This is a genomic window from Rhizobium mongolense USDA 1844 (genome assembly GCF_000419765.1).
Classification (GTDB): domain Bacteria; phylum Pseudomonadota; class Alphaproteobacteria; order Rhizobiales; family Rhizobiaceae; genus Rhizobium; species Rhizobium mongolense.
Genome location: NZ_ATTQ01000004.1, coordinates 341,324 through 358,029, shown reverse-complemented (window position 1 = coordinate 358,029; position 16,706 = coordinate 341,324). Strand labels below are relative to the sequence as shown.

The window sequence follows — 16,706 nt, the reverse complement described above, 5'->3', positions numbered from 1 at the left end:
CTCGAAACCGCATGAAAGAGAATGGAATGTTTGATACCAAAATTGCGATCGTTCTGCGAAACAATCTTGCGTCATGGCAGAAGCTGAATGTAACCGCCTTTTTGATGAGCGGCATCGCCGGGCAAAATCCGGCGATCATCGGTGAGGCCTACAGGGACCGCTCCGGCAACACCTACAATGCCATGTCAGTCCAGCCGATCATCGTCCTATCGGCCGATGAGGCGACGATTTCAGCGATACACCGCCGCGTGCTGGAACGCGAGATTTCATCCTCGCTGTTCATCGAGGAGATGTTTGCAACCGGCCATGACGCCGCCAATCGCGCTGTCTTTGCCGAATACGCACCGGAAGATGCCAAGGTCGTGGGCGTCGCTCTGCGCGCCGGCAAGAAGATCGTCGACAAAATCACTAAGGGCGCGACAATGCATGCCTGAAACGAAAGACGGCCGGCGATGACCCGGCCGTTGTTGATAAATGTGGCGCAGCTCAGCTCTGCGTGATCGGCGCGATCTGGATCTCGACACGGCGGTTCTGGGCGCGGCCAGCCTCCGTCGCGTTCGACGCGACCGGTTGCGACGGGCCAAAGCCGACGGCAGAGACGCGACGCTGGTCGATACCCTGTCCGCCGAGATAACCGGCAACCGAAAGGGCACGGCGCTGCGACAGATCCTGGTTATGCTGCAGGCTGCCGGTGGAATCCGTATGGCCGTTGACATCGATCAGTGTGCGGTTGAACTTCCTGAGCACGATCGCTACCGAGTTCAGCGTCGGATAGAAGCCCGGCTTCACGGCGTCCTGGTCGATGTCGAAGGTGATGTTCGAGGGCATATTCAAGATGATGTTGTCGCCGTTACGCGTCACCGAAATACCGGTGCCCTGGAGCTGGGCGCGGAGTTCCGCTTCCTGCTGGTCCATGTAGTTGCCGATCGCGCCGCCTGCGAGCGCGCCGAGGCCCGCGCCGATCAGCGCCGCATTGCGCGGGCCATGCCCGCGTCCGCCAAGGGCGGCACCGGCAAGCGCCCCGCCGACAGCTCCAAGCATTGCCCCGCCTGCAGTATTCGACATTTTCTGCTCGCCCGTATAGGGGTCGGTCGTGGTGCAGGCGGTCAGGTAGCTGGCGGTCATCGCCAGAAGTACGAATTTCTTGATCATGGACAGAAAGCTCTCCGTTCGAAGCTGGCCCGAGCAAATATTATGGAATGCGGCAACAAGATGAACGCGTCCCCTCCGATAAAACAAAATCAGCGGAATGGACACGTCTCGCTTGCACAAATCCCGAGGATATCGCCAATTTGCCACAGCAGTCTCGACAGGCTTGATAATATCGAGACAGGCGGGACCGGATGCGCTTAGAAGTTCTGGAAGAGCTGCCTTACGGTGTCATAGCTGGCATTGGCGATCGAGAGCGCCTGCAGGCCAAGTTGCCGCTGCGTCTGCAACGCCGTGAGCTTGCTCGACTCCTCTTCCATATCGGCATCGACCAGACGCCCGATGCCTGAGCTGTACGCGTCGAAAAGCGTTTTCGCGAACTCGTTCTGCAGCTCGATGCGTTTCTCCAGCGCACCAAAAGCCGAGCCCACGGTGGCCGTCTGCCTGAGAATGCCGTCCACTACGCTGATCATCTCATCGACCTGATCTTTTGTCGTCGAGGATGAAAGCCCGATCTCCACTTGTCCGGCGGTATTGCCCGCCTTGCTCAAAATCATGACGTAATTCTGCGAAGCGCCCATTTCCGTCGCGAAATAGGATGATGTCAAAGCGCCGTATTCGCCGCTCCCGCCGGAGCGGTCGTCGACGAGGTAGCGGGCATCCTTCGATGTGGTGACGCCCGTCGACGGCAGGTCGATATGATAGGTCAGCGTGCCGACGGTGACGGTGCCGTCGGCATTGCGGATATACGACGCCGGAATCCGCTTCGGCTCGGTAGGATTGTCTTCATCCGTCAGGACGACCCAGTTGTCGCTGTTGAAGGCTGCCGCTTCGGCGACGGAGCGCAACTGTGCCTTCAGCTGCGTCAGCTCCTCATTGATCTTTTCCTTGTCGATGCCCTGCTCGGTCGCAGCGACAAGTTTCGCCTTGATTTCGGAAACGACGTCAACGGCGTTCGCAACGCCCGTATAGGCCGTACCCATGGTGGCGGCCGCCATACCGAGCGCATCCTGAATGGCAGCATGCGCCTTATTGTCGGAGCGGGCCGTCGTCGCCACCGACCAGTAGGCGGCGTTGTCGCGGGCCTGTTCGACGCGAAAGCCGGACGAGACGCGGTTCTGCGTCCGCGTCAGGCTGTGGTTGATATCACGAAGCGTATGCAGCGCCGCATCGACAGATGTGCGTTGAAAAATACTCACGGGAACAGAACTCCGAACACAACTACATGCTACTTACAAACAGCGAACCGTGTCCGCGAAACGTCATGTTCGGGCGCTGAAATCAGCGGGTGGGCAAGCCTCCAAAACGCTGGAGGCATCTGATCGGTTACGGGTAGATCATTGCGTTTTATGCTTAAGAAACATCTAACGTTCAGAAGAAATTTATTCTGTTTTGCAACCGTTCATTGACCACGAAACCGCCGCCGCGATGGGAGGCGCCGTTTAAAGCAGACGGAGTCAAATCTATTCCGCGGCCTGCAGATGCTTGGGATCAGGCACCGGTTTCGGCCGTGCCGCAATCGCCATCTCCTCGTGCAAACGGGCTTCCTCATGCGCATGTGGCTTGGCAAAGCGCGCCACCAGCAGATAGGCGACCGGCGTGATAAGGAGCGTGACCAGCGTTGCGAAACCCAGTCCGCCGACGATCACCCAGCCGAGCGCGATACGCGCTTCCGCGCCTGCGCCATGCGCAAAGACCAGCGGAACGCCGCCGAGGATGGTGGCGATCATGGTCATCATGACCGGGCGCAGCCGCAGCGCACAGGCGCGTTCGATCGCCTCGCGCACTTCTACCCCGCGATCGCGGAGCTGGTTGGCGAACTCGACGATTAAGATGCCGTTCTTCGCCATGACGCCGACGAGCAGCACGAGGCCGATCTGGCTGTAGATGTTAAGGCTCGATCCCGTGATAATGAGCGCGAAGACGGCGCAGGCAAGCCCAAGCGGCACTGTCGACATGATGATCAGCGAGGACAGCACGCTTTCGAACTGCGCCGCCAGCACCAGGAAGATGATCACGATCGCAAAGCCGAAGGTGAGTGCCATGCCGCTGGAGTTCTCTTCGAGGGTTGCCGCTTCGGCAAGCGGAATAAGACGCGCCCCTGGCGGCAGGATCGGCTCGGCAAGTTCCGTCACCTGCTTGACGGCATCGCCGAGCGACATGCCCTCCTTGAGGCCTGCCGTGATCGCGACGGAAGCGAGTTGCGATTCACGGTTCAGCTGCGGCGCAACCGCGCCTTCCTTCATCGAAGCGATGACCGACATCGGTACGATCTTGCCCTCGCCGGTCTTCAGGAAGACGTTTTCGAGATCCGTCGGATCATCGATCGGCCGCATGGTCGAAGTGAGCAGAACCGGATAGGCATCGCCATTGACGAAGACGTCGACGACGGAACGTCCCTCGAGCAGCGACTGCATCGCCGTCGAAAGCCCGGTGATATCGATGCCGAGATCGGAAGCCCGCTCGCGGTCGATCGTGACCGAGACCTGCGCCTGCGTCGGCTCGTTGGTGAGGCGCGGCGTATCATACTGCCCGGTCGCATCCAGCGCCTGCACCAGCTTGACGGCGGCAGCCGTCAGGCGGTCGTAGTCATTGCCGACGAGCGCCATCTGCAGGCCGCTGCCGGCGCCGCGTATGCGCAGACTGTTCGAGGATATCGCATTACCGCGAAGTGCGGGCACGCGCGATGCCGCCCGGTTGATATCCTGGACGATCTCCGCCTGCGTTCGGTCGCGCTCGCCCCAGGGCGCCAGCGTCAGCACCATGAAGCCGCTATTGGCCGAGCCGCCCTGGCCGGAGATCGAAAAGACGTTCCTGATGTCGCCGCTGTCGACCAGCGGCTGCAGGTATTCTTCGACGAGCTGCAGCTTGTCTCGCGTATATTCGAGGCTCGATCCCTGCGGCGCGGTGAGCCGCATCATCACCATGGCGCGGTCCTCGTTCGGCGTAAGCTCGCTCTTGACCGTCGAGAAGGCGACAAGCGCCGCCCCGGCAAAGAAGACAGACGCGACAATGACGACCAAGGGGGCGTTGAGGCAACGCTGCAGGCTCCATTGATAGACACGTGCAAACGCCCCGCCGAAGTGGCCGAGCGCGCCATGATCCTCCAGCATTGGCTTCGTCAGCATGCGCGAGGCGAGCATCGGACAAAGCGTCAGCGCGACGATCGACGAGAGACCGACCGAGAAGGCCAGCACGAAGCCGAACTCCCGGAAGAGACCGCCCACCTGTCCCGGCAGGAATGACAGCGGAATGAAGACGGCGGCAAGCGTTGCCGTAGTCGCGATGACCGCGAAGAAGACCTCGCGCGTGCCGAGGACGGCCGCCGCCCGCGGACCCATGCCTTCGGCGCGCCGCCGCACGATGTTCTCGAGCACCACGATCGCATCATCGACGACGAGACCCGTCGCCAGGACGATGGCGAGCAGCGTCAGGATATTGATCGAAAAGCCCACGAGATAGATCGCAGCCAGCGTGCCGATCAATGCCACCGGCATGCTAACCGCGGGGATCAAGGTTGCCCGCCAATCTCGCAGGAAGAGGTAGATGACGCCGGTGACGATGACGCCGGCAAGGATCAGCGCCAGCACGACCTCGTGGATCGCTCCCTGGATGAACACGGCGTCGTCGCTGGTAATCGCGATCTTCGTGCCTTCCGGCAGCGTCTTCGAAAGCTGCTCGACCACCGTCTTGATGCCGCTCGAAATATTGAGCGTATTCGATTGCGCCTGGCGGATGACGCCGAGGCCGATGCCGCGCTTGCCATTGGAGCGCAGCGCCGTATCGCCATCACGCGGCCCGAGCGTCACCGTCGCGACGTCGCCGAGACGCACGCGGTCCTGAAGGATGACATTGGCGAAATCCTCCGGCTTCTGCAGGCTCGCCGTGGCGCGCACTACGATGTCCTGTGTCGTGCTCTTCAGCGATCCGGCAGGAACGTCGAGGGCGGAGTTGTCGAGCGCTTCCGTCAGATCGCCGACCGTCAGCCCGCGGCTTGCGAGAGCGCCCTGATCGACATCGACCCGGAAGATCTTTTCCTGGTCGCCATATTGCTCGACATCGGCAACGCCATCGACGGAGGCCAGCCGGTCGACGATCTCGTTTTCGACGAGGAGCGTCAGGTCATCCATGTTGAGCTTGGTCGAGGTGACCGCAAGACGCATGATCGGCTGTGAATCCGCATCCGCCTTGACGATCTGCGGGGCGTCGGCATCGTCGGGAAGCTGCTCCATGATGCGCCCGATCGCATCGCGCACGTCGTTTGCGGCGACGGCGAGATCGACGGCATCGGAGAACTCCAGCGTCACGCGGCTTTGGCCGAACTGCGATTGCGAGGAGATCGATTTCAGCCCGCTGACGCGCGCAACTGCGCCTTCGATGACCTTCGTCACCTCTTGATCGATCGTCTGCGGTGCAGCGCCGTCGAACATGGTGCGCACGGTCACGACCGGGCGGTCGACATCCGGCAGTTCGCGCACTTCGACCCCGGCATAGGCAGCAAGACCCGCCACCACCATCAGCGTATTGAAAACCAGCGCCAGAATCGGGCGGCGCACGAAGAGTGCGGTAAAGGTCTGCTTGCCGGAGGCTCTCTCTGGAAGGTCGGTGACGGTCACGTTCATTGTGTCTTGACCCCGTTGTTCGAGGCCAGTTCATTGCCAGTCCGCACCGGCCCGCCCTCGCGGACACGCTGCAGGCCCTGCGTCACGATGGCGTCCCCATCCTTGATGCCGGCCTTCACGAGGACGAAATCCGGATTGCGTTGAACGATGCTGACGCGCACCTTGTGCGACTTGCCGTCGACCACCTGCCAGACGAAAGAGCCCTGCGAATCCCACTGAACGGAAACCGGATCGACTGCAGGATATTTGTCGCCTGCGAACTTCATGCTGACATTGAAGGACATGCCGGCGCGAAGCTCGTCCGCGCGGTTGTCGATCTTGGCGCGGATGCGCAGGGTCCGACTGGCCGCGTCGATGCGGTTGTCGACTGCCTGGACCTCTCCGCTGAACGCCTGTCCCGGCCGCGCGACCGACGTTACCTCAACCGGCTGGCCGACGGAAACCGTATTGGCGAAGCGCTCCGGCACCCAGTAGTCGACCAGGATTTCCGAGCGGTCGTCGAGCGTCACGATCGGCGTGCTGGTGGTCACGTTGTCGCCGATGTTGACTGGGACGATGCCGACGATGCCGTCGATCGGCGCCACGATATTGCGCCGGGTGAGATTGAGTTCGGCGGCCTGCAGCTGCAGCCGCGCGCCCTGCTCGGCGATCTCTGCATCGAATACGTCCATGCGCGCAACGCTGGATTTGATGTTGTGATAGAGATTGGATTTCTCGATCGCGCTCTTCAGCGCCACTTCGGCCTGCCCCTTGGCGATCACCTGCTCCTCGCTGTCGAGCTTGGCAAGCACCTGACCCTGCTTGACCTTGTCGCCGGACTTGATGAGAATTTCGCGGATCGTGCCCATTGCCTGCGGCGTCACCGCCACCGAGCGGATCGCGTCGCCTGTGCCGATCGCGTTCAGCCGGTCGTTGACCACGCCCTGCACGACGGCCTGTGTCACGACCAGAACGGCGTTGTTGCGCCCGCCGCCATTGCGTCCTCCGCCGCCCTGGGCGCCCTCGCCTTGCCCCGACGCACCGCCACCGGGCTCCACGGGAGGAGCCACCTTGGCGACAAGGTTTTCCGGGACGCCGGCATTTCTCAAAACATCAGCCGCACGCGGCACAAGAAAAATCCATCCGGCAAAGCCGGCCGCAATAACGATAAGAGAAAGAACAAACTGCTTCCAAAAAGCCATTCACGTCTCCGAAGGGACCGCGGGGGCAGACCTGGGACGATCGAAAGAGCGCCTTTAGACATATTCCCCACCTGACTGCGGCAATATCGCCCCTTTACAAGCGGCCATCAAGCGCACGTGCCGGTCATTACAGAATTGTAATCTCCATCCTCACGAAAACAGGTCACTTTTGCTTGAGCGGAAGCGTATTTCCGGCCTGAATAGCCAATCGCTACTTTAGGGGATTGGATAAAGCATCTGCCGCCGGCCTCAATGCGCCGCGACGGCAACGGTCGGCTTTCGTCCTGGAGGCGCTGGAATGAACCGAGAACATCTTTTCTGGCCTTTCCATCCCGAATCACTACATTACGCGCCATGAGCAATAGTTTCGACGATATCCCCTTCTTCGACGAAGAACCGGGCGAAGCGCCGCGCAAGCCGCAGGCGCCCGCCCCTGCAGCCGGAGGAGGGATCGCCGCCCGCGCCATGGCCGCCCGCGACAGCGGGAAGCGGCCGGATTACCTCGCAGGCCTGAACCCCGAACAGACCGAAGCGGTCGAAACGCTGGAAGGCCCGGTCCTCGTGCTGGCGGGCGCCGGCACCGGCAAGACCCGCGTGCTGACCACCCGCATCGCGCATATCTTGAGCACCGGCCGGGCCTTCCCCTCGCAGATCCTCGCCGTCACCTTCACCAACAAGGCGGCGCGCGAAATGAAGGAGCGCATCGCGCTGCTCGTCGGCGGCGCCGTCGAAGGCATGCCCTGGCTCGGCACCTTCCACTCGATCGGCGTCAAGCTGCTTCGCCGCCACGCCGAGCTCGTTAACCTGCGGTCCGATTTCACTATCCTCGATACCGACGACGTCGTGCGCCTCGTCAAGCAGCTGATCCAGGCCGAAGGTCTCGACGACAAGCGCTGGCCGGCCAAGCAATTCGCCGGCATGATCGATACGTGGAAAAACAAGGGCCTCGGCCCCGCCGACATTCCCGAAGGCGACGCCCGCGCATTTGCCAACGGCAAGGGACGCGAACTCTACGTCGCCTATCAGGCGCGATTGATGACCTTGAACGCCTGCGATTTTGGCGATCTGCTGATGCATCCCATTGCCATCTTCCGCAAGAACCCGGACCTGCTCAAGGAATACCACCAGCGCTTCCGCTATATCCTCGTCGACGAATATCAGGATACCAACACCGCGCAGTACATGTGGCTGCGGCTGCTGGCACAGCGGCCGAGCCGCAAGTCGATCTCCCCCCTTGGGGGGGAAGTGCCTGGCAGGGCAGAGGGGGATATCCCCTCAGGCACCGGCGCGAGAACACCCGCCTCTGTCGGCTCCTCCGACATCTCCCCCACAAGGGGAGAGATCATGGGCACCACCATCAACATCTGCTGCGTCGGCGACGACGACCAGTCGATCTATGGCTGGCGCGGCGCGGAAGTGGACAATATCCTGCGCTTCGAGAAAGATTTCCCGGGCGCCAAGGTCATCAAGCTGGAGCGCAACTACCGCTCGACCGAACACATCCTCGGCGCCGCCGCGCATCTCATCGCGCACAACGAAGGCCGGCTCGGCAAGACGCTGTTCACCGACCGCGTCGATCCCGAAGACGTCAAGGTGCAGGTGCATGCCTCCTGGGACAGCGAAGAGGAAGCCCGCGCCATTGGCGAGGAGATTGAGGCCCTGCAGCGCAAGCAGCATAACCTCAACGACATGGCGATCCTGGTGCGCGCCTCCTTCCAGATGCGCGAATTCGAAGATCGCTTCGTGACGCTCGGCCTCAACTACCGCGTCATCGGCGGCCCGCGCTTTTACGAGCGCCTCGAAATCCGCGATGCCATGGCCTATTTCCGCCTCGTCGCACAGCCCGCCGACGACCTCGCCTTCGAACGCATCATCAACACCCCAAAGCGCGGCCTCGGCGACACGACCGTGCGCTCGCTGCACGACTACGCCCGTGCCCGCGACATCCCGATGCTCGCCGCAGCCGCCGACATCATCGAAACAGACGAGCTGAAACCGAAGGCGCGCAAGGCGCTCTTCGACGTGGTGCATAGCTTCAGGAACTGGCAGCAAAGGCTTGAAACGACTCCGCATACCGAACTTGCCGAGCAGATCCTCGAGGAGTCCGGCTACACCGACATGTGGAAGGCCGACAAGACGGCCGAAGCGCCCGGCCGGCTGGAAAACCTCAAGGAACTCATCCGCTCGATGGAGAGCTTCGAGTCGTTACGTGGCTTCCTGGAGCACGTCGCGCTGGTCATGGATGCCGAGCAGAACGAAGACCTCGACGCCGTCTCGATCATGACGCTGCATTCGGCCAAGGGATTGGAATTCGACACTGTCTTCCTGCCAGGCTGGGAAGAAGGCCTCTTCCCGCATCAGCGCTCGCTCGACGAAAGCGGCCGCGCCGGCCTAGAGGAGGAGCGCCGCCTCGCCTATGTCGGCATCACCCGCGCCAAGCGCCGCTGCCACATCTGGTTCGTCTCCAACCGCCGCATCCACGGGCTCTGGCAATCGACCATCCCCTCGCGCTTCCTCGACGAACTGCCGGACACCCATGTCGAAGTCGCCGAAGTCGAGCAGAGCTACGGCGGTTACGGCCGCGGCGGCTACGGCCAGTCGCGCTTCGACAAGGCCGACCCCTTCGCCAATTCCTATTCCACCCCCGGCTGGAAACGCGCCCAAGCCAACAAGACCGAGGCCACCCGCGACAATTGGGGCACGCGCTCGGGCCACGCGGTCGAACGTATCGGCTACGGCGAAAGCGGCCCCAAGGGCCGCACCATCGAAGGCGAACTCGTCGCCAAATCGACCTCCACCGAACCTTCCCGCTTCCAGATGGGCGACCGCGTCTTCCATCTGAAATTCGGCAATGGGAATATTACCGGGATCGAGGGCAACAAGCTGACGATCGATTTTGATCGGGCCGGGCAGAAGAGGGTGTTGGATGGGTTTGTGGAGCGGGTTTGACGAGCCGGCCTGCGCGGCACGAGACATCTCGTCCCAAGTCTGACCCTGAAACATCACGGCCAGCTTTTTTCGCGTTTATGCCGCCCCATGGCTTGAAGCAAAACGCCATCTCGGGTCCGCCACACGCAACCTTGATTTCATCATCCATGCGACGTTCATCTTGGCGTGTTTTGAAGCACCTTCGTATAGTAATTTGCGCCGTTGAATACGGACCAAGCTTGATCGTCGTATAGGCACTGCAATACAACCGGGAATTTAGGTTGAGTATATCGGTATTTGGCAATCGTTGCAGACGAGAGCTCCAGACGTTGTTTAAACGGGGGGTAAGGCCTCATTCCGACATCGGCGTCAACTGCACCTCACCCATTCGTGACTTCCCCCTCCGCCCTCCCTCCCCCCATACTCCCTTCGGGCTGGAATAGGAGGATAGAGATGAAACGCTATTCACTATCGGTGATTGGTCTGTCTCTGGTGATTGCCGTTCTCAGCAATCCGGGCATTGCACTGGCAGCTTGCAACAAGCTTATTGGGACCTGACCTCTTCAACCATCCATGCGGACGGCGACGCGACGGCGCTGCGCAAAACCTGACGGCCGGGTAGAAGCGTGTGGCGAACGTCTTGTGGAGCGGGCATGAATGCCCGCTCACCCCAGCATCGGCATCTTGCCCATCCCCAGAATATCGTTGACGAGCGCGATCGCGATGCCGACGGCGACGATGCCCAATCCGATCAGGAAGAGCCGCCGCGACCGGTCGTATTTGGCCGCAATCAGCGAATCCCGCGCCAAAAGGTCGGCGAAGACCTTCACCTGCAGAGCGATGCCGACGGTCAAGAGCAGCATCGGCAGGATGTCGATGCGGCTCCAGTCGTTTGGGTTGGAGACCCAGCGGCTGATGAAGCTCAGCGAAAAGCCGAGAATGATGCCCGCAGCCGTCAGCGAGCCATTGCGGAAGGTGGCGTCGATCTTCTCTTCTGGCCCTGGCTCGATCATGGCTTGCTCCCGGCTGTTGTTCTTGGCCAAGGAAGGCAGAAATAACCGGGATCGGCAAGAGAGCGCATCTGCCGATTAGGCACTGGCTTTCGCCCTGAGCTGCGCGCCACGCTCCGCAAGAAGCCCGCGCAGCAGGCTGCGGTGGCAGCGGCTTTCGTTTTCGCAGTAGCAGCCGACGGCGAAGTTGGCGGTGTGCGAGAGTGCGGCCAGCGTGTCGAGGACCCGGCTGGCGTCGGGTGCGGCCATTTCCTTGAGATAGGCCCGGGAAAAGGCCTTCCACTCGGCTTCGGTTTGCGCTGCCTTCGCCTCGGCCACCAGCTCCTGGCTCGGCGACAGCATCGGCAGCCAGACGTCGTAATAGTCGCGGCTCGCAAACTCCTCCTTTGGCACGCCGCGCGGTGGGCGGCGCACGGTGCCGATGCGCAGGCCCTCGTCCTTGCTCCTTGGCGAGCCCAGTTGCACGATGCTGATTGCCATTGTGGTCTCCTCGCCTGGCCGGACGAGATATCTAGCGCGATGGCCGTGTTTTCGCCAGCGGGCGAGACACACCCCGTGGATGCATGAGCCGGTCGGCGTCCAATCCGCTCGCGGCCGGGCATGCAGAGAAGGAATACAAAACCTTCATTTGAAAATCATGTTTTGTCCTTGCCAAGCCGCCGAGCGACGGTTAGACACGGGGACATATGCCGCATCGCCTGACGCGGCGGCACGTAGGCGTTAACGTCAACCAACGCGCTGATCGAACCCGAGCCGGGTTGCGAGCGGCGCGGCATGTCTGCGTCCCGCGCCCCCGGTTCCGAACGAAGGAACCCCCGATGACGGTAGATACCGCTTCCAAAACCACCGAAAATCGCCACCGGATCGAGCGCGTCCGCCGCGATGTCACGCGGCGCGTGCTGGTGGTCCGCCGCATTGCAAGGCTGACGCCGCAGATGCTGCGCATTACGCTCGCCGGACCGGATCTTCACGATTTCGTCAGCCTCGGCCATGACGATCATGTCAAGATTCTCGTGCCGCGCGCCGGCGAAGAACCGGTCTTTCCGGACATGAGTCCCGAAGGCAGGATCGATCCGGCCAACAAGCCCGCGCTGCGCGATTATACGCCCCGGCGCTTCGACGCGGTGACGGGCGAGCTCGATCTCGACTTCGCGCTCCACGAAACAGGCCCCGCAACCGAATGGGCCTTGCGTGCACAACCCGGCGATATGCTCGGCGTCGGCGGCCCGCGCGGCTCCTTCGTGGTTGCGACCGACTTCGACTGGTATCTGCTTGTCGGCGACGAGACCGCCCTTCCCGCCATCGGCCGCCGCCTCGAGGAACTACCGGCTTCCGCCCATGCGCTCGTCGTTGCCGAAGTTGCAGGTCCCGAAGAGGAGCAGGCGCTGGAAAGCAAGGCCAGGCTGACGACACTCTGGCTTCATCGCGGCGCGTCACCGGCCGGTACCACCGATCAGCTCGACCAGGCTTTGCGTGGCCTCACGCTTCCCGTCGGCGACGGCTATGTCTGGATCGCCTGCGAAATCCTCATCGCCAAGCGCCTGCGCGCCATCATGGTCGATGAGCGCCAGCATCCGAAAGCCTGGATCAAAGCAGCAGGCTACTGGAAGCGCGGCCAGGCCGACTTCCACGAAACGCACGGCGATTGAATCGCCGCCCGTGCCGCTGGTATTGGCTTGGGGGCCTGCCTTCCCCGAATGAGGCGCCGGCAGGCCGCGTCCTGCCATCTCACTCGCGGCACATGCGCGCTTCCTCCAAAAAAAGCTTGCGCTTGACCACCTGCGAATCCACTAGTTGATAGCTGCATATCCGCTTGGCATGCTGCACCGCAAACGTATGGAGTCGCCTGATGAAAGCGTTATTGCTGGTCGATATTCAGAATGGTTTTTGCCCGGGCGGCAATCTTCCGGTGCCGGACGGCGATCAGGTGGTGCCGGTCGCAAACAAGCTGATCGACAGCGGCAAATACGATCTGATCGTCGCCTCGCAGGACTGGCATCCACCCGGCCACGGAAGCTTTGCCTCATCCCATCCAGGCAAGAAGCCTTTCGAAATGGGCGAGCTTTCCGGCAAGGCGCAGATGATGTGGCCGGATCACTGCGTAAAGAACACCCTCGACGCCGAACTGCATCCGGCGCTGAAATCCGAAGAGATCGACCTCATCCAGCAGAAGGGCGAAAATCCGCTGGTAGACAGCTATTCCGCCTTCCGCGACAACGACCAGGATGCCTCGACCGGGCTTTCCGATTTCCTCGAAGACCAGGGCGTAATAGAGCTCGACGTCTGCGGCCTGGCGACAGACTATTGCGTCAAATTCTCGGCGCTCGACGCGCTGGAGATGATGCCCGGCATCAAGGTCCGCTTCATCGAGGATGCAAGCCGCGGCATCACGCCGGAAGGGGTGGCTGCCGCAATCGTCGAGATGCGCGCACGCGGCATCGAGATCATCGACAGCCAGAAGGCTCTCGCCGGCTGAGGCTCAGTCCCGCGCCGCCTGCTCCAACCCGTAGATATCGTCGGCAAGGTCGTCGGCACGCTTCAGAAACGCCGCATGTGCATCCTGCAGGCCTTGCTTGTAATAGGCGGCGCCGATCTCCTTGGCGAAGAAGTCGAGGACCAGTTCCGACTTGAGCAGCCCGACCGGCTGATCCAGTTCCTTGTCGAAGAAGTGCTGGATCCGCCCAATCAGCGCCGCCTTATCTTCCTTGGAAAAGTCTATCGGCTTCATCGTCTTGTCTCCTGCCATTGTCTGGGCTGCCCACCGTTCAGCGAAATCGATCGATCGATCAAGGAAATTCGATTGCGGCAGAGACGCTGGGCACATAGAGCAGGTTCGTTTTTGAAGAAGGACAGGTGCCGATGAGTCGCGCGGATTTCGTCGAGGGTTTGCGGGGCGGCTTCACCGTCGCCGTTGCGTCCGCGCCTTTCGCAGCGCTATTCGGCGCCCTTGCCGTTGATAACGGCATGTCGCTCGGCGAGCTGACGCTGATGAGCGCCACCGTCTATGCGGGTGCCAGCCAGATGGTCGGCATCGAGCTTTTCGGAAACAACGTCCAGGCCTGGCTCGTCGTCGCCTCCATTCTCGCCGTCAACTTCCGCCATGTTCTCTATTCGGCGGCGATCGCGCGCTACCTCCGCCATTTCACGCCGCTGCAGAAGTTCTTCACCTTCTTCCTGCTCGTCGACCCGCAATTCGCCGAGATGGTGAAGCGCGGCGAGGAGGGCAAGCCGGTCACCTTCATCTGGTACCTCGGCTTCGGCATCATCATCTACGTGCCTTGGGTGCTGGTCAGCCTTCTCGGCGGGCTGCTCGGCAGCTTCATCGGCGACCCGAAGGCGCTCGGCCTAGATATCCTGCTGCCTGCCTATTTCCTCGGTATCGTGCTCGGCTTCCGCAACCGCGACAACTTCCTGCCGGTCGCCCTCGTCAGCGCCGTCGCCTCTGCGATCGCCTACCACTATGTCGGCTCACCCTGGCATGTCAGCCTGGGTGCTGCGGCCGGCATCACCTTGGCTGCGCTGCTGCCATTGCCTGGCGCGCTCAAGCCCGAACCCGAAAACGAACCGCACGAGGTCTGACATGGAATTCGATCTTCAGATGGTCCTTGTGATCCTCGCATCGGCTGTTGCGACCTATGCAACGCGCATTGGCGGCTATGTGCTCATCACCACGATGAAACGCATCCCGCCGCGTATGGAGGCTGCCCTCAACGCCGTCCCTGCCGCAGTGCTGACGACCATCGTCGCACCGGCCTTCTTCGACGGCGGTTGGGATTCCAAGCTGGCGCTTGTCGTCGCCCTCATCGTCGGTCTCAAGGTGTCGCACACCTGGATGCTCGTCGCGGCCTGGCTCGCCGTCATGGCCTGGCGCCGCACGATCGGATTCTAGGGCCGCGCGGCTTTAAACCTCAATATTCCAGCGGCAGGGTCGCATTTTCCAGCCATGCCTTGACGTCCTTGTCGTGGATCAGCGGCATCAGCGCCTCGCGGGTGCGGGCATGATAATCGTTGAACCAGTGCAGCTCGTCATGCGTCAGCAATTCGGGGATAACGATCGTGCGGTCGATCGGGCAGAAGGTCAGCGTCTCGAAGCCCAGCATCGGCATGTCGCCGCCCTCGATGTCCTCCGCCTCGCGCACATAGATCAGGTTTTCGATGCGGATGCCGAAGCTGCCCGGCCGGTAATAACCTGGCTCGTTGGAAAGGATCATGCCGGGCAGCAGTTCCTGCGTCGAAAGCCTCGATATGCGCTGTGGCCCCTCGTGCACGGAAAGATACGAGCCGACGCCGTGGCCGGTGCCGTGCCCGAAATCGACGCCCGCCCGCCAGAGCGCGATGCGCGCCAGCGGATCTAGATCGCAGCCCCGCGTGCCCTTCGGAAAGCGCGCCGTACTGATCTGGATCATGCCCTTCAGCACGAGTGTGAAAAAGCGTTTCTGCTCTTGCGAAACCGCGCCGATGGCGACGGTGCGGGTGATGTCCGTAGTGCCATTGATGTATTGCGCGCCGGAATCGATCAGGAAAAGCTCCCCGGCATTGATCGTCCGGTCGGTGTCGACCGTTACACGGTAGTGCATGATCGCGGCATGCTCGCCGGCGCCGGAAATCGTGTCGAAGGAAACATCCTTGAGCGGGTTCTGCATGTTCTGGCCGACGCTGGCGCGCACGGCCTCTAGCTTCTCGGCTGCGGCAATCTCCGTGACCGTGCCCGGCTTTTCCTGCGACAGCCAATAGAGGAACTCGACCATCGCCGCGCCGTCCTGCAGGTGGGCCGCCGCCGAGCCGTTGAGTTCGACGCTGTTCTTCACCGCCCGCGGCAGCTTGGCAGGATCGGCACCCTCCACCACTTCGCCGCCTGCCTTGCGGATGATGTCGGCAAGCGCATGGGAGGCGATGTCCGGATCGATCATAACCCGGCGGCCATCCTTCGACACGGTCGCAAGCCGCTCGTCGAGCGAAGACGGCGGCAGTTGCACGCATATCTGCGCAAGATAGGCTTCCGGCTCGATGCTGGTCTTGCGCTTATCAAGGAACAGCTCGGCCTTGCCGTCGGCATGGATGATGGCCCGGGCAAGCGGATGCGGCGTATGTGGAACGTCGGCACCGCGGATATTGAAGATCCACGCAATCGAAGACGGATCGGCGATCAGCACGGCTGCCGCATTCTTCTTGGCGAGATCGGCGGCAATCGTCGCGATCTTGTCCTTTGCCAGCGTGCCGGCCTGGGCGACATTCTGGATGACGACGGCGCCGAGTGGTTCGGCCGGCCGATCCGTCCAGAGCCTGTCGAGCGGATTGTGTGGCAGAATCACCAGCGTGCCGCCGATCTCGGCAAGCGCCTTTTCGAGACGCCGCACGTCGGCGCCGGAATGCAGCCACGGATCGATGCCGAGACGCATGCCCTGCTTGCCATTCTTGGGAATCCAGACATGCGGCGGCTCGTTGACGAGGTCGCCGCCGGTAAAGACGGAACTATCAACCTGCTCGGCAAGCTGCGTGACGTAGCGGCCGTCGACGAAAATGATCGCCTGGCTATGGGTGATGAGCGCAATGCCCGCAGACCCGGTGAAGCCGGTCAGCCAAGCCAGGCGCTCCGCGCACGCTGGCACATATTCGCCGTTGTACTCATCGGCACGCGGCACGAGAAAGGCATCGATGCTCAGCGCCTCGAAACTCGTGCGCAGTTGCCCGACCCGATCGCGGCCGAATTGTGGCGTAGAGGTAACCTCAAAAGACTGGAACATGCTGAAAACCCAATAGCTATATCCGAATCCGCCGAAAAGCGGGCGGCCCATGTTATCGAAAAATCAGGGCAA

Annotated in this window: 13 protein-coding genes and 2 pseudogenes; 7 read left to right on the top strand and 8 right to left on the bottom strand. The window is 61.9% G+C overall.

Features of this window, described 5'->3' with window-relative positions:
* The first annotated feature begins 26 nt into the window (after positions 1-26).
* Positions 27-434 carry a DUF2000 family protein gene (locus A3C3_RS0109680; RefSeq protein ID WP_022714405.1) on the top strand — a complete coding sequence of 136 codons (408 nt, stop codon included), beginning with the start codon at positions 27-29 and terminating at the stop codon, positions 432-434.
* A gap of 52 nt (positions 435-486) precedes the next feature.
* On the opposite strand, the gene A3C3_RS0109675 is transcribed toward A3C3_RS0109680, so the two are convergent.
* The 4 genes from A3C3_RS0109675 to A3C3_RS0109660 form a co-directional block, all read right to left on the bottom strand.
* A complete protein-coding gene (locus A3C3_RS0109675) occupies positions 487-1,152 on the bottom strand; it encodes a YiaD family glycine zipper/OmpA-like lipoprotein (protein WP_022714404.1) in 666 nt (221 codons plus the stop codon).
* Between the two features lie 197 nt (positions 1,153-1,349).
* A complete protein-coding gene (locus A3C3_RS0109670) occupies positions 1,350-2,348 on the bottom strand; it encodes a flagellin N-terminal helical domain-containing protein (protein WP_022714403.1) in 999 nt (332 codons plus the stop codon).
* Between the two features lie 264 nt (positions 2,349-2,612).
* The gene (locus tag A3C3_RS0109665) at positions 2,613-5,771 is read right to left on the bottom strand and encodes an efflux RND transporter permease subunit (protein ID WP_022714402.1); all 3,159 of its coding nucleotides are present in this window, start codon (positions 5,769-5,771) and stop codon (positions 2,613-2,615) included.
* Positions 5,768-6,952, bottom strand: coding sequence for an efflux RND transporter periplasmic adaptor subunit (locus A3C3_RS0109660; protein ID WP_022714401.1), 1,185 nt, complete (start codon positions 6,950-6,952; stop codon positions 5,768-5,770). Before A3C3_RS0109660 ends, A3C3_RS0109665 begins: the two co-directional genes overlap by 4 nt.
* 354 nt (positions 6,953-7,306) lie before the next feature.
* On the opposite strand from A3C3_RS0109660, the pseudogene A3C3_RS48125 reads away from it, so the two are divergent.
* Together A3C3_RS48125 and A3C3_RS48120 are read left to right on the top strand one after the other, a co-directional pair.
* Positions 7,307-8,167: pseudogene (locus A3C3_RS48125) on the top strand (ATP-dependent helicase); the annotation flags it as partial.
* A gap of 132 nt (positions 8,168-8,299) precedes the next feature.
* Positions 8,300-9,901, top strand: a pseudogene (locus A3C3_RS48120) (ATP-dependent helicase); the annotation flags it as partial.
* A gap of 644 nt (positions 9,902-10,545) precedes the next feature.
* On the opposite strand, the gene A3C3_RS0109645 reads toward A3C3_RS48120, so the two are convergent.
* Entirely contained in the window at positions 10,546-10,893 is a 348-nt protein-coding gene (locus A3C3_RS0109645) for a membrane protein (protein WP_022714398.1), read from the bottom strand.
* A gap of 75 nt (positions 10,894-10,968) precedes the next feature.
* A complete protein-coding gene (locus tag A3C3_RS0109640; protein WP_022714397.1) occupies positions 10,969-11,370 on the bottom strand; it encodes a DUF488 domain-containing protein in 402 nt (133 codons plus the stop codon).
* A 338-nt stretch (positions 11,371-11,708) separates the two neighbouring features.
* On the opposite strand from A3C3_RS0109640, the gene A3C3_RS0109635 reads away from it, so the two are divergent.
* Both A3C3_RS0109635 and pncA read left to right on the top strand, forming a co-directional pair.
* Entirely contained in the window at positions 11,709-12,539 is an 831-nt protein-coding gene (locus A3C3_RS0109635; protein ID WP_022714396.1) for a siderophore-interacting protein, read from the top strand.
* A 200-nt stretch (positions 12,540-12,739) separates the two neighbouring features.
* On the top strand, positions 12,740-13,366 hold the full coding sequence (gene pncA / locus A3C3_RS0109630) for a bifunctional nicotinamidase/pyrazinamidase (RefSeq protein ID WP_022714395.1): 627 nt from the start codon (positions 12,740-12,742) through the stop codon (positions 13,364-13,366).
* 3 nt (positions 13,367-13,369) lie between these two features.
* Here pncA and A3C3_RS0109625 read toward each other — a convergent pair whose 3' ends face one another.
* On the bottom strand, positions 13,370-13,618 hold the full coding sequence (locus A3C3_RS0109625) for a DUF2164 domain-containing protein (protein WP_028739526.1): 249 nt from the start codon (positions 13,616-13,618) through the stop codon (positions 13,370-13,372).
* A 131-nt stretch (positions 13,619-13,749) separates the two neighbouring features.
* Here A3C3_RS0109625 and A3C3_RS0109620 point away from each other — a divergent pair, with 131 nt between their 5' ends.
* Both A3C3_RS0109620 and A3C3_RS0109615 read left to right on the top strand, forming a co-directional pair.
* Positions 13,750-14,469 (top strand): AzlC family ABC transporter permease, encoded by a 720-nt coding sequence (locus tag A3C3_RS0109620; RefSeq protein WP_022714393.1) that lies wholly within the window; start codon positions 13,750-13,752, stop codon positions 14,467-14,469.
* Between the two features lies 1 nt (position 14,470).
* Positions 14,471-14,779 (top strand): AzlD family protein, encoded by a 309-nt coding sequence (locus A3C3_RS0109615; RefSeq protein ID WP_022714392.1) that lies wholly within the window; start codon positions 14,471-14,473, stop codon positions 14,777-14,779.
* Between the two features lie 19 nt (positions 14,780-14,798).
* On the opposite strand, the gene A3C3_RS0109610 is transcribed toward A3C3_RS0109615, so the two are convergent.
* A complete protein-coding gene (locus tag A3C3_RS0109610) occupies positions 14,799-16,634 on the bottom strand; it encodes an aminopeptidase P family protein (protein ID WP_028739525.1) in 1,836 nt (611 codons plus the stop codon).
* Positions 16,635-16,706 lie beyond the last annotated feature (72 nt).